This window comes from Pseudomonas sp. LB1P83 (genome assembly GCF_054897885.1).
The window spans coordinates 4203228-4224714 of sequence record NZ_CM142709.1 but is presented as its reverse complement, the minus strand read 5'-3'; the positions used below and the strand labels follow the sequence as shown (position 1 = coordinate 4224714).

The window sequence follows — 21487 nt, the reverse complement described above, 5'->3', positions numbered from 1 at the left end:
ACAGCCATTGTGCGTTGCTGTGCGTTTCCCCGCCAGCCTCGACTGCGTAGGATGAGTCTCCTGACAAAAGGGAAATCGCCTGTGATTGAGTTCGTGATGTATCTGGCCTTTGGCGCAGCCCTGGGAACCCTCGGCGGGATATTCGGCATCGGCGGTGGATTGATCGCGATTCCGTTGCTGGGTGTGCTGTTCGGTCTCGATCAGCAAATTGCTCAAGGCACGGCGTTGGTCATGGTGGTGCCCAATGTGATGCTGGCGCTGTGGCGTTATCACCAGCGCATCCGCATCGAAATGCGCCACGCCCTGCCATTGGCCGCGATGGGTTTCTGTTTCGCCTGGATTGGCTCGATCTGGGCAGTAGGCATCGACGCGCAAACCATGCGCGTGGGGTTTGTCGCGTTCCTGATTGCCCTGTCGGCCTACAACCTTGTGCGCATGTTCACCGCTAACGCACCTGCTTCTGCACAAATGCGTTATTCCTGGCCATGGTTGGGCGTGCTCGGTGCGGCATCCGGCACCATGGGCGGGCTGTTCGGGGTCGGCGGTGCGGTCGTGGCGACGCCGGTGTTGACCAGCGTGTTTGGCACCACCCAGGTTGTGGCCCAGGGTTTATCACTGGCGCTGGCGCTGCCCAGCACCGGTGTCACGCTGGTGACTTACGCGGTGCACCATCAAGTGGACTGGATGATCGGGTTGCCGTTGGCCGTCGGCGGATTGATGAGCATCAGCTGGGGCGTGAAGATCGCCCACGCCATGCCGGAGCGGCTATTGCGCGCGCTGTTCTGCGGTTTCCTGGTGCTGTGCGCGGTGATGCTCGCGTTTAAAGTTTGAAGCCTTCGACGATGTGCTCGGCCAGGCACTCGGTAATTGGTGACGGGTTGTGCAGGTTGCGCACCAGCATGATGCTGGCTTCCGGCAACAGCGGCAGGTCCTCGGCGGCGCCGAGGATGCGCATGTCCGGTGTGATCAGGCTTTCCAGTTGCGCGGTCACCGCGAGTCCTGCACTGACCACGGCCATCAGCGCCGACAGGCTCGAACTGTTGTAGGCAATGCGGTAATCGCGACCCATGGCGTCCAGCGCATTGCATGCCCACAGCCGGCAGAAGCAGTCACTGTTGAACATCGCCAGTGGCAACGGCGTCTGCTCGTGGGCGCTGTAGCATTGTGCTTCGGCCCAGACGAAGCGCTCCTTGCGCAGCAACTGACCGATTTCAGTGCCGGGTTCACGGGTGACGATGGACAAGTCCAGGTCCTGGCGCTGCAACAGTTGCTTGGTTGATTCGCAGTGAACCTCGATCTGGATCAGCGGATAGAACTTGGCGAAGCGCGACAGAATCCCCGGCAGAAAACGCATGACGTAATCGTCGGGCGTGCCGATGCGCACGGTGCCGACCATGTGCGGCTCGCGCAGGGTATTGAAGACTTCGCTGTGCAGTTTGAGGATACGCCGCGCATAACCCAATAATACCTGGCCTTCGGCGGTCAACTTGACCTGGCGTCCATCACGCTCGAACAGCTGGCGCTGCAACACGTCTTCTTCAAGACGCTTCATCTGCATGCTCACCGCCGACTGCGTGCGGTTGACCATTTCACCGGCACGGGTAAACCCGCCCTGGTCTGCGATAGCGACAAAGGTGCGCAGCACATCGGTATCGATACTTGGGTACGCCGACATCCATCAATCTCCGAGATGGTTACCATCAGAAACATTCGTTGGATTGATCTTAGTCCTGAGGCGAGACTTGAGCCATCCCTAAAGGAGGGCAACAAGATGAAAGGTCAACACGAGCATGTAACGGCAGAAAAATTCTCAATCCACGCGGTATCCGATCTGCTGCACAAGTTTAGTCGCTGGTACGAACTTCACCGTGAGCGTGAGTTGCTGGCGAGCCTGAGCGACGAAGCGCTGAAAGACATCGGCGTAAGTCGTGCCGATGTGGAACATGAATCGGTCAGGCCGTTCTGGGACGATCCGATGCATAAATGATGAGGCCATTGCTACACAAACCCCTCTACGGTGAGGTAGGTTGCGAGCAGACAAGGAGATGCTCATGCCCGCAACAGTGTCCTTTACCCTCAAACAGGCTCGACGTCTGGCGCTGGCCGCCCAAGGGTTCAACGGGCGGCGACCGCCAGCGGCGATCAAACCGGTTCAGCTCAACGGGCTGATCGAACGGCTGGGCATTCTGCAGATCGATTCGGTCAATGCGTTGGTGCGTTCGCACTACCTTCCCTTGTTTTCCCGCCTCGGTAATTACTCCTCCGATTTGCTCGATCAGGCCGCCTGGAGTCAGGGCCGACGACGCACGTTGTTCGAATATTGGGGCCATGAAGCTTCGTTACTCCCCATGTCGATGTACCCCTTGATGCGTTGGCGCATGCTGCGTGCGACTCGCGGCGAAGACATCTATCAGCAACTGGCGCAATTCGGTCGCGAGCAAAAGGACACGATTCGCCGGGTGCTGGCCTCAGTTCAGGAACTGGGCGCACTGGGTGCCGGAAGCTTGTCGACCCGTCAGGAGCGGGCAGGGCCATGGTGGGACTGGAGCGCTGAAAAACATGCGCTGGAATGGTTGTTCGCCGCCGGTGAAGTGACGGTCGCCGGCCGTCGTGGGTTCGAGCGGCTTTATGATTTGCCTGAGCGGGTGATTCCTTCGGAGATTCTGCAGCAGCCTTTGCTCAGTGAGGCCGAGGCCCAGCGCGGGCTGTTGCTGCATGCCGCGACGGCATTGGGTGTCGGCACGGAAAAGGATCTGCGTGATTATTTTCGCCTGAGCCCGACAGACAGCCGGCCGCGTCTGGCGGAACTGGTAGAGGCGGGTGAGTTGCTGACCTGCGAGGTTCAGGGCTGGCGGCAAGCGGCCTATTGCTTGCCTAAGCCGAAAGTGCCGCGCAAGGTCGAGGCCAGTGCGTTGCTATCCCCATTCGATTCGTTGATCTGGGAGCGCAGCCGCACCGAGCGGCTGTTCGATTTCCGTTACCGACTGGAGATTTATACGCCGCAGGACAAGCGGGTCTACGGCTATTACGTGCTGCCGTTTTTGCACAATGAACGGATTGCCGCACGGGTGGATTTGCGTGCCGAGCGAGCGTTGGGCCGTTTGGCGGTGCATGCCGTGCATGAAGAGGAACCGGGGCTGGACGAGGCGGGGATGCAGGCTTTGGCGGTCAATCTGCGGCAGATGGCGGATTGGCTGGGGCTTGAGCAGGTTCAGTTGAACTGCCCGCGGGCAAGTGCGGCGCGGTTGCGGGTGGCATTGGCACAGATCGGTGGTGATTAACCTGACGCCTTCGCGGGCAAGCCTCGCTCCTACAGATTTTATGAGCGACAAAGATCCTGTAGGAGCGAGGCTTGCCCGCGAAGGGCTTAACGCGATTTAACGGCGGACTTGCTTCAACGTCTCGGCAATCAGAAACGCCAACTCCAGCGACTGATCCGCGTTCATCCGCGGGTCGCAATGGGTGTGGTAACGATCCGACAACCCGTCTTCCGTAATCGGCCGTGCGCCACCAATGCATTCGGTGACGTTCTGCCCGGTCATCTCGATGTGGATACCGCCGGCGTAACTGCCTTCCGCTTGGTGAACCTGGAAGAACTGCTTCACCTCGCCAAGGATCTGCGCAAAATCGCGGGTCTTGTAGCCGCTGCTGGCCTTGATGGTGTTGCCGTGCATCGGATCGGAGCTCCAGAGCACCTGCTTGCCTTCACGCTGCACTGCACGGATCAACGCCGGCAAGTGATCGCCGACCTTGTTTGCGCCCATTCGCGCAATCAGGTTCAAGCGGCCCGGGTCGTTGTCCGGGTTAAGCACGTCGATCAGGCGAATCAGGTCTTCGGGGTTCATGCTCGGGCCGACCTTGACCCCGATCGGGTTATTCACCCCGCGCAGGAATTCTACGTGGGCGCCGTCGAGCTGACGGGTACGGTCACCGATCCACAGCATGTGCGCCGAGCAATCGTAGTAATCGTTGGTCAGGCTGTCGCGGCGCACGAAGGCTTCTTCGTAATTGAGCAGCAGCGCTTCATGGGCGGTGAAGAAACTGGTTTCGCGCAGTTGCGGCGAAGTGTCCATGCCGCAGGCGCGCATGAAGGCCAGGGTTTCATCGATGCGATCGGCCAGGTGGCTGTATTTCTCGGCCAGTGCCGAGTTGGCGATGAAATCCAGGTTCCACTTGTGTACTTGATGCAGGTCGGCAAAACCGCCCTGGGCGAAAGCACGCAGCAGGTTCAGGGTGGCCGTGGACTGGTGATAGGACTGCAGCAGACGCTCCGGGTCCGGCACGCGGCTTTTTTCGTCGAAACCAATGCCGTTGACGATGTCGCCGCGGTAGGCGGGCAGGGTCACGCCGTCAATGGTTTCATCGTTGGCCGAGCGAGGCTTGGCGAACTGGCCGGCCATGCGCCCGACCTTGACCACCGGGCAACCCGCGGCGAAGGTCATGACGATCGCCATTTGCAACAAGACTTTAAAGGTGTCGCGAATTTTCGCGGCGGAGAACTCGGCGAAGCTTTCGGCGCAGTCGCCACCTTGCAACAGGAACGCGCGGCCCTGGGTGACCTGGGCAAACTGACGGCGCAACTCCCGGGCCTCACCGGCAAATACCAGTGGCGGGTAACTCGCCAGGGTTTGCTCGACCTGCAGCAAATGCGCCGCGTCGGGGTAGTGGGGTTGTTGCTGGATCGGCAGGGCGCGCCAGCTGTCAGGGCTCCAGGGTTGGCTCATCACGGTCTCTGTTGTTTTACGCTCGGACGTTCATGTTATCAGCAAATTAGTGCGTGACCTGTTCCGGTTGCTTCGCGGACAATCGCGCCTTTGCCGCTTCATGTTGCGGTTTGTCGCGTTGCCGGACTCGGCGACGATCAGGAGACGAAATGACTGAGGAGCGCGTCGAGCATCTGCTCGCCGAGGTACAGGATGAGTTTGGCGTGATTCGCGTGCTCGAAGTGGCCGATTACCGTTTTCTCGAGTTCGGTGATGCCATCGAGCAGAGCTGCGTGTTCACGGCTGACCCGAGCTGGCTCGAGTACGATTACACCCGGGCGATGCTGATTGGCGCGCTGTGCCACGAACAGCCGGAAAGCGCGCTGTTTCTCGGCCTCGGCGCCGGCACGCTGACCCAGGCGTGCCTCAAGTTTCTGCCGCTTGAAGATGTCGAAGCCATCGAGCTGCGCCCCGACGTACCGCGTCTGGCCATCGAATACCTTGGGCTGGATGACGATCCGCGGCTGTATATCCGCGTTGGCGATGCGCTGGAATTGCTCGATACCGCTGAACCAGCGGACCTGATTTTCGTCGACCTTTACACCGATGTCGGTCCGGGTGTCGGGCATCTGGCCTGGAATTTCCTGGAAAACTGTCAGAAACGCCTGAACCCGGGCGGCTGGCTGGTGATCAATCAATGGGCGACTGACGACGGCAAGCCATTGGGCGCGGCGTTGTTGCGTGGCCTCTATCACCGGCATTACTGGGAGTTGCCGGTGAAGGAGGGCAACGTGATTTTGCTCGTGCCTTCGGAGCTGGATCAGGAACTGGACATGGACGGGTTGATCGCCCGGGCCGAAGGGCTGGCGCCGCGGTTGGGGTATTCGTTGCAGTCTTTGATCAAGGCCATCCGTCCGGCGACCTGATTTGTTGCCTGTAAGGGCCTCTTCGCGGGCAAGCCTCGCTCCTACAGGGCTTGCGTGATCCCGTAGGAGCGAGGCTTGCCCGCGAAGAGGCCCTTACAGCCGATACATCACTTAGATCCCTTTGAAGATTCCCGGTCGCTTCTCGATCATAGACCGCACACCTTCCCTGGCATCCTCACTCGCCAGCAACTTCTTCACCAACGGCGGCAACCCCTGCGCCGCAGCCGTTTCCCCTTCGTATCGCGCCTGTCGGGCAGACATCAATGTCGCCTGAACCCCCAACGGCGCCTGCCGGGCAATCCGCTCAGCCAATTCAATCGCCCGTGGCAGCAAGTCCTCGCTGGCCATGACTTCCTGCACCAATCCCAGGTGCAAGGCATCGTGAGCATCGAATTCATCGCCGGTCAGCAACCAGCGCATGGCATTGCCCCAGCCGGCGACTTGATGCAGACGCAACGTGGCGCCACCGAAGGGGAATATCCCGCGCTGCACTTCCTTCTGGGCAAAGCGGGTGTTACTGGCGCAGAGGTTGATGTCGGCGGCCAGCATCAGCTCGATGCCGATGGTCAGGCAGTAGCCTTGCGCGGCGACAATCACCGGTTTGCTCACCCGGGGGCCGGCAAACACGCCCCACGGATCGCAACCGCCGGGCGGTGCCTGCCAGCCTTCGGCCAGGGCCGCGCTGGCATTGATCAGGTCGAGCCCGGCGGTGAAATGTTCACCATGAGCGAACACCACCGCCACCCGCGCCTCTCTGTCGGCCTCGAACTCGCCGTAGGCCAGGCTCAGTTCGTTGAGCAGGTCGAGATCGAAGGCGTTGCGCTTGGCCACCCGATCCAGGCCGATCATCAGGACATGGCCGTGTTTTTCACGGGTGACACGACTGGAGCCGGGCTGATTCATGGAGCATTTCCTCGGGCGGGAAGGGTGTGCCAGACCGAAGGTCTGCGTCACTAGGATGAACCGTTTTAGCGCCATCGCCAGCAGGGCCGGGCCTTTGAAAAATAGACCGTCGCACGATTATCCGCAAAGCGTGTGACACAACGGTGTATACGTCAGTTTTCCGACAAATAATGCTCCCTTTTTGGGCGAATTCCGGTATAGTGCGCGCCGGCCTTTAACCGGGCCGCGTTTAGGTAGCGCAATTTCCCGAAGTCAGCTTCGGCTGCACGTCCGCACAGCGGACTCTCCCTTGACGAATCTTTTTCATTCATTCGTTTTCGCAAATCCCCGCCGACAAAGCAGCCAGGGCGACTCTTGAGTCTTACACGGCATGCGCAGCTTTGGAGCATGGGTCTTTGCGGATGCACTTAGAGGCAGACCCATGACCCAGGAAACCGGCGGCTTCGCCGCTTTTAATCTTAATCCGAATATTCTTGCAGCCGTCATTGCGACTGGCTACGAAGAGCCTTCGGCTATTCAGCAGCAATCGATCCCGATCATCATGGCCGGTCAGGACATGATTGGTCAGGCGCAAACCGGTACGGGTAAAACCGCCGCATTCGCCCTGCCGATCCTGCACCGCATCGATCCTGCCAAGCGCGAGCCGCAAGCCCTGATCCTGGCGCCAACCCGTGAGTTGGCGCTGCAAGTAGCAACCGCTTTCGAAACCTACGCCAAGCAAATGCCGGGCGTTACCGTTGTGGCCGTTTACGGCGGCGCCCCTATGGGCCCACAACTGAAAGCAATCCGTAATGGCGCACAGATCGTTGTCGCCACGCCGGGCCGTCTGTGCGACCACCTGCGTCGTGACGAAAAAGTCCTGTCGACCGTGAACCACCTGGTTCTGGACGAAGCGGACGAAATGCTCAAACTGGGTTTCATGGACGACCTCGAAGTTATCTTCAAGGCTCTGCCCCCAACCCGTCAGACCGTATTGTTCTCGGCCACCCTGCCACAGTCGATCCGTGCCATTGCCGAACGCCATCTGCGCGATCCGCAACACGTGAAGATCCAGACCAAGACTCAGACCGTTACCGCGATCGAACAGGCTCACCTGTTGGTTCACGCTGACCAGAAGACCTCGGCTGTATTGAGCCTGCTGGAAGTGGAAGACTTCGACGCCCTGATCATGTTCGTGCGCACCAAGCAAGCGACCCTGGACCTGGCCAGTGCCCTGGAAGCCAAAGGCTACAAAGCCGCTGCGCTGAACGGTGACATTGCTCAGAACCAACGTGAGCGCGTGATCGAATCCCTCAAGGATGGCCGTCTGGACATCGTTGTGGCGACCGACGTTGCTGCTCGTGGCCTGGACGTTCCGCGTATCACTCACGTGTTCAACGTTGATATGCCTTACGACCCGGAATCCTACGTTCACCGTATCGGCCGTACCGGCCGTGCCGGTCGCGAAGGTCGTGCACTGCTGCTGGTGACTCCACGTGAGCGCCGCATGCTGCAAGTGATCGAGCGTGTAACCGGTCAGAAAGTTGCCGAAGTCCGCCTGCCGGACGCTCAGGCTGTTCTCGATGCCCGCATCAAGAAACTGACCAACAGCCTGTCGCCGCTGGTGGCTGATGCCGAATCGACTCACGGTGATCTGCTGGATCGCCTGACTGCCGACATCGGTTGCACCCCGCGTGCACTGGCCGCTGCTCTGCTGCGCAAGGCAACCAACGCTCAGGCGCTGACCCTGGCTGCAATCGAGAAAGAACGTCCACTGGTGCCGAACAACGCACCGCGTGGCGATCGTCCAGAGCGTACCGGTGACCGTCCGGACCGTGGTGATCGTGAGCGTCGTGCTCCGGTTCCATTGGCCGAAGGTCGTGCTCGTTGCCGTACCGCGCTGGGTGCGCGTGATGGTATCGCTGCCAAGAACCTGCTGGGCGCTATCCTCAATGAGGGTGGTCTGGCTCGCGAAGCAATCGGTCGCATCCAGGTGCGTGACAGCTTCAGCCTCGTCGAGCTGCCGGAAGATGGTCTGGAGCGTCTGCTGACCAAGCTGAAGGACACTCGCGTTGCCGGTAAGCAGTTGAAGCTGCGTCGCTATCGCGAAGATTGATCCGCTCTCGGGCTGATTGATCGAACATAAAAAATCCCCGACTGGTTCGGGGATTTTTTTTGCCTGATCGTTCCCACGCAGAGCGTGGGAACGATCATTTACCCAAAGCGATAAATGTCCATCCCCAGCGCCCCCATGGTGAACCCTTGGTGTGCAATCCCGAACTCACCCCCAGCCCCGCGAGCAAAGTACAACGGCAGCAAATGCTCATCGCTGGGATGGTTGCGCACCGCATTGGGCGCCTGTTGACGATAATCGTGCAGCGCGGTTTCATCGTTGGCCGCGAGTTTTTCAATCATCCAGTCGCGAAACGTTTTGGCCCACGGTTCGACGCTTTCCGGGCCGGCATGCCAGTCCAGTTCTCGCAGGTTGTGGGTGATGCTGCCAGAACCGATCAGCAACACGCCGTGGTCGCGCAGGCTGGCCAGGGCGTGGCCGACCCGGGTTTGCAGGGCAGGGCCGCCACGGGTGGGCAGCGAGACTTGCACCACAGGGATGTCGGCCTGTGGGTACATCAATGACAAAGGCACCCAGACCCCGTGGTCAAACGGCCGCTTGGCGTCAATGCGCGACGGCAGACCATCGGCCTTCAACAACTCCACAACTTCTGTCGCCAGCTGCGGATCGCCGGGCGCTGGGTATTGCACCTCGAACAGGGCCTTGGGAAAGCCGCCGAAGTCATGCCAGGTTTCAGGCCGGGGATTGCCGCTGACCAGCAGCTCGTCACTTTCCCAGTGTGCAGAGACGATCACGACGGCTTTCGGTTTCGGCAATTCTGCGGCCAGGCGAGCCAGGGCGGGTCCGCTGGCGCCCGGTTCCAGTGCCAACATGGGCGAGCCATGGGATATGTACAGGCTGGGGAACATGAATGACCTCCTGAGGGGTAAGATGGCAGCATCTTCAGTCAGATCATTGATCTAAATCTAATATAAGTTTTAGGGTCTTTTGATCGAATTTTCGGGATTAATTATGCAGCCGGAGTTTTGGCACAAGCGGTGGACGTCGAATCAGATCGGCTTTCACCTGCCGGAAGTGAATCCATATCTGCAACGGTACTGGCCGCAGCTGGGCCTGGAGGAGGGCGCGCGCGTACTGGTGCCGCTATGTGGGAAAAGCCTGGACCTGCTGTGGCTGGCGAAATGCGGTCATGAGGTGTTGGGTATCGAATTGTCGGAAAAGGCGGTGGAAGACTTTTTCCACGAGCATCAATTTGACCCGGACGTCAGCGACCAGGGGCCCTTCACGGTCTATCGTGCGGGTTCGATCGAAGTCTGGTGCGGCGACTTCTTCGCGTTGACTGCCGGCGATGTCGCCGATTGCAGCGCGCTGTACGACCGCGCGGCGCTGATCGCCTTGCCGCCGACGATGCGTGAGCAATACGCCGAGCATCTGAAGCGGATTCTGCCGAAGGATTCGCTGGGGCTGTTGATTACCCTGGATTACGACCAGACGCAGAAGGACGGCCCGCCGTTTGCCGTGCTGGATGATGAAGTGCAGCGGTTGTTTGGGGCGACCTGGGAACTGAAAATTCTGGAGGACCAGGATGTGCTGGGCGAGAGCTGGAAGTTTGTCGAGAGTGGTGTCACTCGGCTCGAAGAGCGGGTTTATCGGGTTTCCAGCCATTAAGGTGTGTTGAGTTTGCTGGCTCTTCGCGGGTAAGTCGGATCGCCGCACCGCTCGCTCCTACAGATATTGTGTCGTTCACATAATCGGCGAGTGACACAAAACCTGTAGGAGCGAGCGGTGCGGCGATCCGACTTGCCCGCGAAGAGTCCCTGATGAACACCACGCCAACTAGAAGCTAAAAAAAAGGCCCGCATTCACTGCGGGCCTTTTCTTTTTAGTGCGGAACCTCTCAGCCCCGACGACGCAGCGCGTCAATACGCTCTTCCAGCGGCGGGTGGCTCATGAACATGCGAGCGAACCCTTGTTTGATGCCACCGTTGATGCCAAAGGCATTCAGCGTATCCGGCATGTGTACCGGCAGGCCCTGTTCTGCACGAAGGCGTTGCAAGGCGCCAATCATTGCACTGGTGCCGGCCAGGCGTGCACCGGCTTCGTCTGCGCGGAACTCACGTTTGCGCGAGAACCACATGACGATGGAGCTGGCCAGGATACCCAGGACCAGTTCGGCGAAGATGGTCGCCACGTAGTAGGCGATGCCCTGGCCTTCTTCGTTCTTGAAGATCACCTTGTCGACAAAGTTGCCGATGATCCGTGCGAAGAACATCACGAAGGTGTTCACCACGCCCTGGATCAACGCCAGGGTGACCATGTCGCCATTGGCCACGTGGCCGATTTCGTGGGCCAGAACGGCCTTCACTTCGTCCGGCGAAAAACGCTCGAGCAAGCCCTGGCTGACCGCGACCAGTGCGTCGTTCTTGTTCCAGCCCGTGGCGAACGCGTTGGCCTCGTAGGCGGGGAAAATCCCGACTTCGGGCATCTTGATCCCGGCTTCGCGGGACAGTTGCTCGACGGTTTGCAGCAGCCATTGCTCGTGACGGGTGCGCGGCTGGCTGATGATTTGGGTGCTGGTGCTCATCTTCGCCATCCACTTGGAGATGAACAGCGAGAACAGCGAACCGGCGAAACCAAAGACCGCACAGAAAATCAGCAGCTGATTGAGGTTGAGATCAACCCCGTTGGCCGCCATGAACCCGTTGAAGCCGAAAAGGCTCAGGGTGATGCTGGCAATCAGCACGACCGCCAGGTTAGTGGCCAAAAACAGCAGGATGCGCATCATGGTTGTAGAAATCTCCTCATGCTAAAGATGTAGCGTACTGCGGGGTATATAAGGTGCTGCACCGGGCTATTCAACCGAGTGACTATTTCAAACTGTGTCCTACGGCAACAGTCTAGCTGCTTGAAGGGCATTTCCGACGGGAATGCGGGAAACGTTTGACAGTCAATTCGCGTCACAGGCCCCGTCTTTGTTAGACGCGGCCGCAAAACGAGGCATCAGTCAGCGATAGGTGCAGTGATGTCTGGCGGGGTGCAAAGATATGTTGCTGAATTAATCACCGTGCGACAGACGCACGCGTCGCACGGTGAATATCAAGTTTACTGGCGGTAGGTTTTGAGGAAGTTGCCGATCCGGCCGATGGCCATGTCCAGGTCATCCACCCGTGGCAAGGTCACGACACGGAAGTGATCCGGCCAAGGCCAGTTAAAGGCTGTGCCTTGTACCACCAGCAGCTTCTCGGAGAGCAGCAGGTCGAGCACGAACTTCTCGTCGTTGTGGATCGGACAGACCTTCGGGTCGATCCGCGGGAACGCGTACAGCGCCCCCATCGGCTTGACGCAGCTTACGCCCGGAATATCGTTGAGCAGTTCCCAGGTGCGGTTGCGCTGTTCCAGCAGGCGACCTTGCGGCAACACCAGGTCATTGATGCTCTGATAACCGCCGAGTGCGGTCTGGATCGCATGTTGGCTCGGCACGTTGGCACACAGGCGCATGTTGGCCAGCATGTCGATCCCTTCGATGTAGCTCTGGGCGTGGTGTTTCGGGCCGGAAATGGCGATCCAGCCGGAACGGAAACCGGCAACGCGATAGGACTTGGACAGACCGTTGAAGGTCAGGCACAGCAGGTCAGGCGCCAGGGACGCGGTGCAGATGTGCACGGCGTCGTCGTACAGGATCTTGTCGTAGATCTCGTCGGAGAACACCACCAGATTGTGCTGGCGAGCCAGCTCCAGCATGCCCAGCAGCACTTCTTTCGAGTACACGGCGCCGGTCGGGTTGTTCGGGTTGATGATCACCAGCGCCTTGGTGTTCGGGGTGATCTTGGCCTTGATGTCGGCCAGATCCGGCCACCAGTTGGCCTGCTCGTCGCACAGGTAATGCACCGGGTTGCCGCCGGACAGGCTCACGGCAGCGGTCCACAGTGGATAATCAGGCGCTGGCACCAGTACTTCGTCGCCATTGTTCAGCAGTGCCTGCATCGACATCACGATCAGCTCGGAAACGCCGTTGCCCAGGTAGATGTCTTCAATACCGACGCCTTCCACCTGCTTCTGCTGGTAGTACTGCATGACGGCCTTGCGCGCACTGAACAGGCCTTTGGAGTCGCTATAACCCTGAGCGGTCGGCAGGTTGCGGATCACGTCCTGGAGGATTTCGTCCGGCGCTTCGAAACCAAAGGGCGCCGGGTTGCCGATGTTCAGCTTGAGGATGCGATGACCTTCCTCTTCCAGGCGTTTGGCGTGCTTGAGCACTGGGCCGCGAATGTCGTAGCAGACGTTGGCGAGCTTGTTCGATTTGCTGACCTGCATGGCGATGTGTTCCCGAAAATGAACGATCCAGGCGGCGTATGAACGACCGTACTGGGAATCCTGCGTATTCACACAGGCCCGGCGCCTTGAGAGGCAGCACCCATAAATCCGTTTGAATGCGCGTGGTCTGGCTGCCAGACTGGCGTTTGACGAGGCGCAATCATACGTGCCGCCCGATCCGTGGAAAAGGTACAGATCGGGCTTTTTCAACTGCTGAGGTGTGACGATGGAAAAGTTGGAAAAAACCCTGGAAGAATGGAAGGCGATGCTCGATCCAGAGCAGTACAACGTTTGCCGCCTCAAGGGCACCGAACGGCCGTTCTCCGGCAAATACAACGACACCAGGACTGACGGCGTCTACCACTGCATCTGCTGCAGCGAACCGCTGTTCGACTCCAAGACCAAATTCGACTCCGGCTGCGGCTGGCCGAGCTTCTACGCGCCGATTGGCGAGAGTGCGATGGTCGAGATCCGCGATGTCAGCCACGGCATGATCCGCACCGAAGTGGTCTGCGCCAAATGCGAGGCGCACCTGGGCCACGTGTTCCCGGATGGCCCGCCGCCGACCGGTCTGCGCTATTGCATCAACTCGGTGTGCCTGGACCTGGTGGCGCGCGCCTGACGCAGGCCCCTGTAGGAACAAGCTTGCTCGCGAAGGCGTCGGGTCAGTCAACATCAATGTTGAATGTCAGGACGCCTTCGCGAGCAAGCTTCGCTCCTACAGATGATCAGCGTTCAATAATTTAAATTGCACGCAATTCAATTGCTCGCTATGTTCAGTGCTTGTTCCTTTATATCGAGCCTAAGCCATGAGCGACAACCTGCTGACCATCCCGGTGACCACCATCAAAGGTGAACAAAAGACCCTGGCCGATTTCGCCGGCAAAGCCGTGCTGGTGGTCAACACCGCCAGCAAATGCGGTTTTACCCCGCAATACAAAGGTCTCGAGGAGTTGTGGCAGACCTACAAGGATCAAGGCCTGGTGGTGCTCGGCTTTCCCTGCAATCAGTTCGGCAAGCAGGAGCCGGGTAACGAAGGGGCGATTTCCGAGTTCTGCGAGTTGAACTTCGGTGTCAGCTTCCCGCTGTTCAAGAAGATTGATGTCAACGGTGCCGGCGCGCATCCGCTGTTCGTGCAGTTGAAAAAACGTGCGCCGGGCGTGCTGGGTTCCCAAGGCATCAAGTGGAACTTCACCAAGTTCCTGATCGGCAAGGACGGCCAGTTGGTCAAGCGTTTCGCTCCGGCGACCAAGCCGCAGGACCTGAGCCGCGAGATCGAAGCCCTGCTCAAATGAACACCTTGTCAGTCGACTCCCTGAATCTCGACAGTCAGCTGTGCTTCAAGTTGTACGCCGCTTCTCGGGCGGTGATTCGTGCCTACAAGCCGATGCTTGATCAGCTTGGCCTGACCTATCCGCAATACCTGGCGATGCTGGTGTTGTGGGAATGGCAGGAGGCGGCGCCGGAACAGCCGACGGTCAAGGCACTGGGCGAACGCCTGGCGCTGGATTCCGGCACCCTGACGCCGTTGCTCAAGCGTCTTGAGCAGCTGCAACTGGTACAGCGCCAGCGGTCGGCCCGCGATGAGCGGGAGGTGCACCTGAGTCTTTCGCCCACCGGCAAGGCCTTGCGTGATCAGGTCGGGCCGCTCAAGGCCCGGTTGTTGTGTGACAGCGGCGTCGATCTGGATCGCCTGAATGATCTGCGCGACGGTCTGGATCAGCTGTTGGGGCAGATCAAAGGGCTGTCGTAGTCGGAATCCACAGGTCGAGCAGGGCGGCCAGTTCCTCACGGCGAAAGGGCTTGGCCAGGTAGTCGCTCATGCCCGCCACACGGCAGCGCTCGCGTTCCTCGGACATGGCGTTGGCGGTCAGGGCAACGATGGGCAATTGTGGCCAGCGCCCGCTGCGGCGGATTTGCCGACTGGCTTCATAGCCATCCATCACCGGCATATTGCAATCCATCAGCACCAGATCGAATTCGCTGTGCTCAAGCTGATCCAGGGCTTCGGCACCGTGAGCGGCGACGATCACCTCGCAACCGAGTTTGCCGAGCATGCCCTTGGCCACCAACTGATTCACCGGGTTGTCCTCGACCAGCAGGACACGTCCGCGCCGTTGGGGGGTAAGGGCTTCGACCCGGGCACCGTTGATCAGGTTGCTTTCAGGCTGCAAAACCCGACGCAATGTCTGGTAAAGCGCATTGCGCGCCAGAGGTCGTGCCTGTTGTTGCAGGGGCGCCAAGGCGCTGGCTTCTTCGCTGGGCATGAAGCTGCCATAGGCGGTCACCAGCAGAATCGGGGCGTCGAGGGTCGGACGCAGGCCAAACAGGCATTCGGGACAGTCAGTGATCAGCACATCCGGGTCGAGGCCGATAAACGAGTCATCGATGGAGCGTTGTTGGTAGTCCAGGCCCCAGCCGGGCAACAGGTTTTTCAACAGCTCCGCCAAGCCACTGTTCGCCGCAGTGATCGCGATAACCTTGCCCGGTAAAGGCTGCGGGGGCATGGCCCGGGTGTGGGAGGGTAACGGCAGGTCGGCGCAGAACTGGCTGCCGAAACCTGCTTCCGAGCTGATGGTCAGGCGCCCCTGCATGGCTTCGCAGAGGTTATAGGTCAGCGCCAGCCCCAGCCCGGTGCCGCCGAACTGCCGGGTGATGCCGGCACCGGCCTGTGTGAAGGGCTGGAAGATTTTGACCTGAGCATCCTGGGCAATCCCGATACCGGTGTCGCAGACTTCGATTCTGACGCCATCTTCAAACGTTGAAAGACGCACATCGACCCGACCGAATCGGGTGAATTTGAGGGCGTTGGACAACAGGTTGCTGACGATCTGCCGGACCCGGGTCGGGTCCCCCAGCACCAATGCTGGAAAGTGCGGATCGATCAGGCAGGTCAACTCGACGCTGGGCGCAGCGTTCTGCGACAGCAGGTTGGCGGTGTCTTCGATCAGCGACCCGAGGTCGAACGGAATGTGTTCGAGTTCGAGCTGGCCGGCATCGAATTTCGACAGGTCGAGAATATCGTTGAGCAGCTCCACCAGCACTTTGCCCGAGTCGTGGGCGATAGACAGCTGTTGCTGTTGTTCGGCATTGAGCGGGCCGTCCAGCGAGAGCGCGATCATGCCCAACAGGCCGTTGAGCGGCGTGCGGATTTCATGGCTCATATTGGCGAGGAACACCGAGCGTGCTTCGGCCATATCGAGGGCGGTGCTGCGCGCGACTTCCAGTTCCTGGTTGGATTGGCTGAGCCGGGCGTTGATCGCCTTGAGTTCCGCGGTGCGCGCCGAGACGATATTTTCCAGTTGCCCGAGGTAGTCGGTCAGGCGGTTTTCGGCGTTGCGTCGCTGCTGGATTTCGGTGGCGATGTTCTCGAATTGCTGGTTGGCCACTTTGACCAGTACACCGATTTCATCGTTTTTATGCCCGTTCGGGTATTCCAGCCAGGTCGGTTCCGCGCTGCGCGGATCGCGTCCGCTGAGTTCGCGGATAACCCGCACCAGCGGTTTTGTCAGCATCACGTAGAACAGCGCCAACAGGATGCCGGTCAGGAGCAGGCTGCGAGCGAAGCCGTTGAGCAGCGTCACCTCGGCCCGGCGCAGGAAGCGGCTGCCGTAGGCGTAGGTATCGACCTCCAGTCGCAAGGTCCCGAGGGATTCGTCCGGCAAGTGGTCGAGGTAGAGGCGGTCTTCAAACTGGCGGTTTGCGCCGAACAGGAAGTCGCTGATCATCCGGTAATTGTTTTGCTGGGTCGGACGTTTGACGCTGGCCAGAACGGTACCGTTGTTGTCAGTCAGTTGCCCGCCGACGATCGCCGGTGAGCGCAACAGGCCCATCGTCAGTTCCTGAGCGAGTTCGGCGTCGATGTTGTAGGCGATGCGGGACGCGGGGTTATGGCTGATTTCCAGCAAAGACAGTATTTCGCGGTTGATGGAGGCGTCTTCGCTGGCATAATCGATGCCGATTTGCAGCAGACTGAGCAGCGTGCCCAGAATAAAACCGACCAGCACAGTCAACCTGGCTTGCTTGTATGACAGCCGGTGGGTGAATTTGATATCCATGGGGTGTTGAACCACTTCCGTTTCCCTTCGCTGCTCAAGCATAGTCGATCATGCATGGATACCGATGTTCTCGCGAGCCCTTGTGCAACAAGGGATGAACAGGTTACCGAACGCTGTGTTACGTCGCTGTAATGCCATCATCACTGTGAACGTGCCCGAGGAGAAGACGTGGATTCCCGATTGAATGCTTTTCTTGAACGCGCCGATGCCGTCCTGGCCCGTATCGAACCGCTCTTGCCTGCACATCGGCAAGCCATCGACTGGACGCAATGCCTGGCTGCGCGCTGGCAACGCGAGGGCCGCAGCGGTTTTCTGCTGCCGCTGCACGTCAGCCTCGACACGCGGTTGTCCGACCTGATCGGTGTCGACCGGCAAGTGGAGCAACTGGGGCGCAATACCCAGCAGTTCCTCGACGGCATGCCCGCCAACCACGCACTGCTCTGGGGCGCGCGCGGCACCGGCAAATCGTCGCTGGTGCGTGCATTGCTGGCCGAGCACGCCAAGGCCGGCTTGCGGCTGATCGAGATCGAGCGCGATCACCTGGCGGACCTGCCGCGCGTAGTCGAACAGATCGCCAAGCTGCCTCAGCGTTTTGTGCTGTTCTGCGATGACTTGTCGTTTGAGTCGGGCGAAGGCGATTATCGCGTGCTCAAGAGCGTGCTCGACGGTTCTCTGGAACAGGCTCCGGATAACGTTTTGCTCTACGCCACCTCCAACCGTCGCCACCTGGTGCCGGAGAAGGAAAGCGATAACGAAAACTGGAAAAGGGTCGATGGCGAACTGCATCCCAGCGAGGCGGTGGAAGACAAAATCGCGCTGTCGGACCGTTTTGGATTGTGGCTGTCGTTCTATCCGTTTACTCAAGAGCACTTCCTTAACGTCGTCGAGCACTGGATCGGTCAATTGGCCGAAAAATCCGGCCTTGAGTGGCAGCGTAACGAAGAACTGGACATCCTCGCCGTGCGCTGGGCTACCGGCCGGGGCAATCGCAATGGACGCTGCGCGTATCAATTTGCCCGTTATTGGGTGGGGCTGAAGCTGTTGGAGCACAAAGCATGATCGATTTACACAAGAGCGGCCAAGGCCTGGACGGTTACGGCATGTTATGGGCGCAGCTGGAGTCGTTACTGGCGGACGAGCGTGACTTTATCGCCAACGCCGCACAGTTTTCGGCGTTCCTGTACAGCCAGCTCGACGACCTGAACTGGGCCGGTTTCTACCTCAATCGCAACGAAGAACTGGTGCTGGGCCCGTTTCAGGGGCAAATCGCCTGTGTACGTATTCCGTTCGGTCGCGGCGTGTGCGGGACGGCGGCGGCGACCTTGCAGACCCAGCTTGTCGAAGACGTTCACGCGTTCCCCGGGCACATTGCTTGCGACAGCGCATCGAACAGCGAGCTGGTTGTGCCGCTGGTCAAGGACGGCCGCCTGATCGGTGTGCTGGACCTCGACAGTCCGAGCCTGGCGCGGTTTACCGCTGACGATCAAGCCGGTATCGAGCAACTGGCGGCGATTTTCCTGCGTCTGACCGATTGCTGATCACGCCCTCAAGCCGGCCTTGGCCAGCAGGCTTGACGGGTCGACTGTATCGATCTGTCGTGGATCGAGGAATCGGTCGGCGTACTGCAAATAGATTCCGGCGTTGATGAACAGGCCGAACAACTCCGGATCGATATGGGCGTCACGGCACATGGTGGCCATGATGCCCAGCGCTTCGCTCAAGGATTTAGCCTTCTTGTAGGGGCGATCGGCGGCGGTCAGCGCCTCGAAAATATCGGCAATTGCCATCATTCGTGCCGGCAGGCTCATTTCTTCGCGTTTCAACTGTTTTGGGTAACCGGTGCCGTCCATTTTCTCGTGATGACCACCGGCGATTTCTGCGACGTTGTTGAGGTGGCCGGGGAAGGGCAAATGGCTGAGCATCAGGATCGTCTGCACCATGTGATGATTGATGATGTAACGCTCCTCGCGGGTCAGCGTGCCTCGGGCAATGCTCAAGTTGTAGAGTTCGCCCCGGTTGTACTTGTAGTGCGGCAAATCGAGTTTGAAACCCCAGGGGTTGTCTTCCGGGATCAGCTCGCTTTCGGCGCGTTCGAACAGGTGCTCGGGCTTGTCCGCCAACAGCGGTTCGTTGATTGGCAAGGTCGGCGCCGAGGTTCGTGCCTGACGGCGGTTTTCCTCCCAGGACACGCCGAGTCGATCGTCCAGGGTTCGGGTCCAGCTGCGTTGGGCAATGCTGCGCAGACGTTGCAGATCGGCCTCGGCCATGGTCTCTGCACCCAGATTGCAGCGGGCGACGAAGGCGAAATCATCATCCAGACCAGCCAGGTTGGCATTGCGCAATTGGGCCAGGTGCTGCTCGTCACCGCCCAGGGCGATGGCCTGCCAATAGTTGATCCAGGCATCGCGCTTGAGAACCTCGAAACGGGTGCGGATTTCATGGATGCGGTCGTTCAGGGTCTCAAGCTTGGTGGCTTTGTCGACTACATATTCAGGCGTCGTGACCTTTCCGCAGTCGTGCAGCCAGGCCGCAATGTGCAGTGCTTCCCACTCATCCTCGGTGGGTTGGTAGTCGCTGAAGGCCGGAGCCTGACTGGCGGCAGCGGCCTGGGCAAGCATCAGGGTCAGCTCCGGCACTCGTTGGCAGTGACCGCCGGTATAGGGGCTCTTGGCATCGATTGCACCGGCCAGCAGTTGAATGAAGGCGTCCAGCAGTTGTTTCTGTTTGGCTTGCAGGCGCTGGCTCTCAATGCTCACGGCGGCTGCGCCGGAAACAGCCTGGAGAAACGCGATGCGGTCCGGGCGAAGCTTTTCCAGGTCGCTCTGTGCGCCGCTGTCGGTCAACAGCAGGATCAACAGGCCCACGGTTTCGTTGTGCCGATTGTGTAAGCGGATGCCGATCAGGTGAACCCGGGGGCATTCCAGCGCGAGCATCACCTTCTGCAAATCCCCCGCCTGTTCGAACCCCAGATTGATGACGACATTGTCGGTACTCGACAGCTGCTGCAGCCACTCAGGGCTCTGCGGGTCCTGGAGTTCGTGTCCTTGAACATCGAACGACGGCAACGTCTTTGACGTACCATTGATGACCAGGCCCTGGGGCTCCATGCGATCGCTGTCACGTTCGCGCAGGTAAATCAGCCCGGCCTGGGCTTGCCCGATCTTCACGGTTTCAAACAACACTCGCTGCAGCAACGGTGCGAAGCGGGTCTCGGCGCTCAGGCTATCGGTGATCTGGAAAAAACTCCCAAGGGTGTCCTTCATCCGCGCCATCGACACGCTCAGTTGATCAATTTCAAGCACCGGCGAACGACGGCCGATCGGAACGTTGAAATTGAAACTGCGAACAGCATCGGCTTCCTGAACCAGCGCGCGCAGCGGCTTGACCAGGACTCTTGAAGTCAACCATCCCACGGGCAGGCACAGCAGCAATGTCGCCAGGGTAATCAACGCGCCTTGCCAACGCATGCGGTAGGCATCGGCGAGCAATTCGTCCTCTGGCACCAGCAACGCCAATTGCAAGCCCTGTGGTCCGCCCTCCGTCATGCTGCTGCGCGCCACGATCCATTGACGACCGGCGGCATCCAGACGATTACCGGCGGGAGGACGGGTGAGCAGGGCTCCGAGGCCGGGGCTCAGGTCGGCCGCCTTGTTCAGGCGAGCGGTCTGGTCGTCGATGATCAGTTTGCTGCTGTCGGGGTAAGCGACCGCATTGCCTTGGGCATCGAACAGCACGATTTCGGTATGGGGCGTTACCACATGTTTGGCCAGGGTGGCCGACAATTCCACCAATGTCAGGTCGGCACCCATCACCGCCTGTTCACCGCTGCGTCTGGCCAGGGTGGTGCCGACGTTGTGGGTGGAGAAAAAAACGTAAGGTTCGGTGGTGATCTGGTCCACGTCGCCGAGCGCGCTGGTGAACCAGGCGCGGGTACGGGGATCGTAGGCTTCGTCGAGATTGTCCTGACGGTTGATGAGTGTCAGGGACTGATCAAAAAACAAGGATTGGGAGCGCAGTTGACCACTGCTGACATTGCGCTCGATGCTCCAGACTTGAAACGCCGCCGTGTCCGGGGCTTTCAGGGCTGTTCTCAGGGCTGTGGTCCGCAGCGGGCGAACCATGAAAAAGTCGCCATTGCCGTAGCCCAGGTACAACGATGCGAGGTTGGGGTTGTCCTTGAGCGACTGGCTGAAGGGCTGAAGCAATGCCAGTCGCTGTTCCAGATCCGGTGCCCGGGTCGCCGGGTAGTCCGCCAGCAGGCTTAGCAGATGGCGAATCGGCTCATAGGTGCCTTGCAGGTCCAGGCGGACATCCTGCTCAATGCGGTCGAATAGCTTTTCACTGCTGGACAGAATGATCTGCGTGGTTTGTCCATAATTGAAGATGCCGAGCACCACGCCGGTCAGCAATAACAGGAAGGTGAACATCACACTGATATGGATGTGCAGGGGAAACCGGCGTTGATCCGGGCGCAGTGGGCTGGGCATTGCGGGTCTCTCCATGATGTTTAACTCACTGCTCAGCGTCCAA

19 protein-coding genes are annotated in these 21487 nt (G+C 59.7%); 11 read left to right on the top strand and 8 right to left on the bottom strand.

Annotated features, from left to right (window positions below):
- The first annotated feature begins 96 nt into the window (after positions 1-96).
- Positions 97-831: a sulfite exporter TauE/SafE family protein gene (locus ACYZTY_RS19330; protein ID WP_461959357.1), complete on the top strand. Its 735-nt coding sequence runs from the start codon at positions 97-99 to the stop codon at positions 829-831.
- Here ACYZTY_RS19330 and ACYZTY_RS19325 read toward each other — a convergent pair.
- Positions 821-1675, bottom strand: a complete 855-nt coding sequence (locus tag ACYZTY_RS19325) for a LysR substrate-binding domain-containing protein (protein ID WP_131060042.1) — start codon at positions 1673-1675, stop codon at positions 821-823. The genes ACYZTY_RS19330 and ACYZTY_RS19325 overlap by 11 nt on opposite strands.
- Before the next feature lie 96 nt (positions 1676-1771).
- Here ACYZTY_RS19325 and ACYZTY_RS19320 point away from each other — a divergent pair, with 96 nt between their 5' ends.
- Positions 1772-1987, top strand: a complete 216-nt coding sequence (locus ACYZTY_RS19320) for a DUF1127 domain-containing protein (RefSeq protein WP_133838411.1) — start codon at positions 1772-1774, stop codon at positions 1985-1987.
- 64 nt (positions 1988-2051) lie between these two features.
- Positions 2052-3281, top strand: a complete 1230-nt coding sequence (locus ACYZTY_RS19315) for a winged helix-turn-helix domain-containing protein (RefSeq protein WP_461955057.1) — start codon at positions 2052-2054, stop codon at positions 3279-3281.
- 96 nt (positions 3282-3377) lie between these two features.
- Here the strand turns inward: ACYZTY_RS19315 and ACYZTY_RS19310 are convergent, their stop codons facing one another.
- The gene (locus tag ACYZTY_RS19310; RefSeq protein WP_461955056.1) at positions 3378-4724 is read right to left on the bottom strand and encodes a class II 3-deoxy-7-phosphoheptulonate synthase; all 1347 of its coding nucleotides are present in this window, start codon (positions 4722-4724) and stop codon (positions 3378-3380) included.
- Between the two features lie 149 nt (positions 4725-4873).
- On the opposite strand from ACYZTY_RS19310, the gene ACYZTY_RS19305 reads away from it, so the two are divergent.
- The gene (locus ACYZTY_RS19305; RefSeq protein ID WP_461955055.1) at positions 4874-5629 is read left to right on the top strand and encodes a spermidine synthase; all 756 of its coding nucleotides are present in this window, start codon (positions 4874-4876) and stop codon (positions 5627-5629) included.
- A 111-nt stretch (positions 5630-5740) separates the two neighbouring features.
- Here ACYZTY_RS19305 and ACYZTY_RS19300 read toward each other — a convergent pair whose 3' ends face one another.
- Positions 5741-6532: a crotonase/enoyl-CoA hydratase family protein gene (locus ACYZTY_RS19300; protein ID WP_461955054.1), complete on the bottom strand. Its 792-nt coding sequence runs from the start codon at positions 6530-6532 to the stop codon at positions 5741-5743.
- 421 nt (positions 6533-6953) lie between these two features.
- Between ACYZTY_RS19300 and ACYZTY_RS19295 the strand changes: the two genes are divergently transcribed.
- The gene (locus tag ACYZTY_RS19295) at positions 6954-8627 is read left to right on the top strand and encodes a DEAD/DEAH box helicase (protein WP_461955053.1); all 1674 of its coding nucleotides are present in this window, start codon (positions 6954-6956) and stop codon (positions 8625-8627) included.
- Between the two features lie 98 nt (positions 8628-8725).
- On the opposite strand, the gene ACYZTY_RS19290 is transcribed toward ACYZTY_RS19295, so the two are convergent.
- Entirely contained in the window at positions 8726-9493 is a 768-nt protein-coding gene (locus ACYZTY_RS19290; RefSeq protein WP_461955052.1) for a DODA-type extradiol aromatic ring-opening family dioxygenase, read from the bottom strand.
- Between the two features lie 103 nt (positions 9494-9596).
- On the opposite strand from ACYZTY_RS19290, the gene ACYZTY_RS19285 reads away from it, so the two are divergent.
- Positions 9597-10253, top strand: a complete 657-nt coding sequence (locus tag ACYZTY_RS19285; RefSeq protein ID WP_461955051.1) for a thiopurine S-methyltransferase — start codon at positions 9597-9599, stop codon at positions 10251-10253.
- Between the two features lie 229 nt (positions 10254-10482).
- Here the strand turns inward: ACYZTY_RS19285 and htpX are convergent, their stop codons facing one another.
- Together htpX and ACYZTY_RS19275 are read right to left on the bottom strand one after the other, a co-directional pair.
- Positions 10483-11370 carry a protease HtpX gene (htpX, locus tag ACYZTY_RS19280; protein WP_059403635.1) on the bottom strand — a complete coding sequence of 296 codons (888 nt, stop codon included), beginning with the start codon at positions 11368-11370 and terminating at the stop codon, positions 10483-10485.
- Between the two features lie 317 nt (positions 11371-11687).
- Positions 11688-12899, bottom strand: coding sequence for a pyridoxal phosphate-dependent aminotransferase (locus ACYZTY_RS19275; RefSeq protein WP_461959356.1), 1212 nt, complete (start codon positions 12897-12899; stop codon positions 11688-11690).
- A 226-nt stretch (positions 12900-13125) separates the two neighbouring features.
- Here ACYZTY_RS19275 and msrB point away from each other — a divergent pair, with 226 nt between their 5' ends.
- From msrB to ACYZTY_RS19260, 3 genes are all read left to right on the top strand, one after another.
- Positions 13126-13521 carry a peptide-methionine (R)-S-oxide reductase MsrB gene (gene msrB, locus ACYZTY_RS19270; protein WP_461955050.1) on the top strand — a complete coding sequence of 132 codons (396 nt, stop codon included), beginning with the start codon at positions 13126-13128 and terminating at the stop codon, positions 13519-13521.
- A 187-nt stretch (positions 13522-13708) separates the two neighbouring features.
- Positions 13709-14194: a glutathione peroxidase gene (locus ACYZTY_RS19265; RefSeq protein WP_438659299.1), complete on the top strand. Its 486-nt coding sequence runs from the start codon at positions 13709-13711 to the stop codon at positions 14192-14194.
- Entirely contained in the window at positions 14191-14652 is a 462-nt protein-coding gene (locus ACYZTY_RS19260; RefSeq protein ID WP_461955049.1) for a MarR family winged helix-turn-helix transcriptional regulator, read from the top strand. Before ACYZTY_RS19265 ends, ACYZTY_RS19260 begins: the two co-directional genes overlap by 4 nt.
- Here ACYZTY_RS19260 and ACYZTY_RS19255 read toward each other — a convergent pair.
- On the bottom strand, positions 14636-16957 hold the full coding sequence (locus ACYZTY_RS19255) for a hybrid sensor histidine kinase/response regulator (protein ID WP_461955048.1): 2322 nt from the start codon (positions 16955-16957) through the stop codon (positions 14636-14638). The two genes, ACYZTY_RS19260 and ACYZTY_RS19255, sit on opposite strands and share 17 nt — an antisense overlap.
- Positions 16958-17125: 168 nt before the next feature.
- Between ACYZTY_RS19255 and ACYZTY_RS19250 the strand changes: the two genes are divergently transcribed.
- Positions 17126-18016 (top strand): ATP-binding protein, encoded by an 891-nt coding sequence (locus tag ACYZTY_RS19250; protein ID WP_461955047.1) that lies wholly within the window; start codon positions 17126-17128, stop codon positions 18014-18016.
- A complete protein-coding gene (locus ACYZTY_RS19245) occupies positions 18013-18495 on the top strand; it encodes a GAF domain-containing protein (protein WP_461955046.1) in 483 nt (160 codons plus the stop codon). Before ACYZTY_RS19250 ends, ACYZTY_RS19245 begins: the two co-directional genes overlap by 4 nt.
- On the opposite strand, the gene ACYZTY_RS19240 is transcribed toward ACYZTY_RS19245, so the two are convergent.
- Positions 18496-21444 carry an HD domain-containing phosphohydrolase gene (locus tag ACYZTY_RS19240; RefSeq protein ID WP_461955045.1) on the bottom strand — a complete coding sequence of 983 codons (2949 nt, stop codon included), beginning with the start codon at positions 21442-21444 and terminating at the stop codon, positions 18496-18498.
- Between the last annotated feature and the right edge of the window lie 43 nt (positions 21445-21487).

Excerpts from the sequence above, each read along its gene's own strand:
- ACYZTY_RS19330 (WP_461959357.1), top strand. The coding sequence starts at position 97 with ATGTATCTGGCCTTTGGCGCAGCCCTGGGAACCCTCGGCGGGATATTC.
- ACYZTY_RS19325 (WP_131060042.1), bottom strand. The coding sequence starts at position 1,675 with ATGTCGGCGTACCCAAGTATCGATACCGATGTGCTGCGCACCTTTGTC.
- ACYZTY_RS19320 (WP_133838411.1), top strand. The coding sequence starts at position 1,772 with ATGAAAGGTCAACACGAGCATGTAACGGCAGAAAAATTCTCAATCCAC.
- ACYZTY_RS19315 (WP_461955057.1), top strand. The coding sequence starts at position 2,052 with ATGCCCGCAACAGTGTCCTTTACCCTCAAACAGGCTCGACGTCTGGCG.
- ACYZTY_RS19310 (WP_461955056.1), bottom strand. The coding sequence starts at position 4,724 with ATGAGCCAACCCTGGAGCCCTGACAGCTGGCGCGCCCTGCCGATCCAG.
- ACYZTY_RS19305 (WP_461955055.1), top strand. The coding sequence starts at position 4,874 with ATGACTGAGGAGCGCGTCGAGCATCTGCTCGCCGAGGTACAGGATGAG.
- ACYZTY_RS19300 (WP_461955054.1), bottom strand. The coding sequence starts at position 6,532 with ATGAATCAGCCCGGCTCCAGTCGTGTCACCCGTGAAAAACACGGCCAT.
- ACYZTY_RS19295 (WP_461955053.1), top strand. The coding sequence starts at position 6,954 with ATGACCCAGGAAACCGGCGGCTTCGCCGCTTTTAATCTTAATCCGAAT.
- ACYZTY_RS19290 (WP_461955052.1), bottom strand. The coding sequence starts at position 9,493 with ATGTTCCCCAGCCTGTACATATCCCATGGCTCGCCCATGTTGGCACTG.
- ACYZTY_RS19285 (WP_461955051.1), top strand. The coding sequence starts at position 9,597 with ATGCAGCCGGAGTTTTGGCACAAGCGGTGGACGTCGAATCAGATCGGC.
- htpX (WP_059403635.1), bottom strand. The coding sequence starts at position 11,370 with ATGATGCGCATCCTGCTGTTTTTGGCCACTAACCTGGCGGTCGTGCTG.
- ACYZTY_RS19275 (WP_461959356.1), bottom strand. The coding sequence starts at position 12,899 with ATGCAGGTCAGCAAATCGAACAAGCTCGCCAACGTCTGCTACGACATT.
- msrB (WP_461955050.1), top strand. The coding sequence starts at position 13,126 with ATGGAAAAGTTGGAAAAAACCCTGGAAGAATGGAAGGCGATGCTCGAT.
- ACYZTY_RS19265 (WP_438659299.1), top strand. The coding sequence starts at position 13,709 with ATGAGCGACAACCTGCTGACCATCCCGGTGACCACCATCAAAGGTGAA.
- ACYZTY_RS19260 (WP_461955049.1), top strand. The coding sequence starts at position 14,191 with ATGAACACCTTGTCAGTCGACTCCCTGAATCTCGACAGTCAGCTGTGC.
- ACYZTY_RS19255 (WP_461955048.1), bottom strand. The coding sequence starts at position 16,957 with ATGGATATCAAATTCACCCACCGGCTGTCATACAAGCAAGCCAGGTTG.
- ACYZTY_RS19245 (WP_461955046.1), top strand. The coding sequence starts at position 18,013 with ATGATCGATTTACACAAGAGCGGCCAAGGCCTGGACGGTTACGGCATG.
- ACYZTY_RS19240 (WP_461955045.1), bottom strand. The coding sequence starts at position 21,444 with ATGCCCAGCCCACTGCGCCCGGATCAACGCCGGTTTCCCCTGCACATC.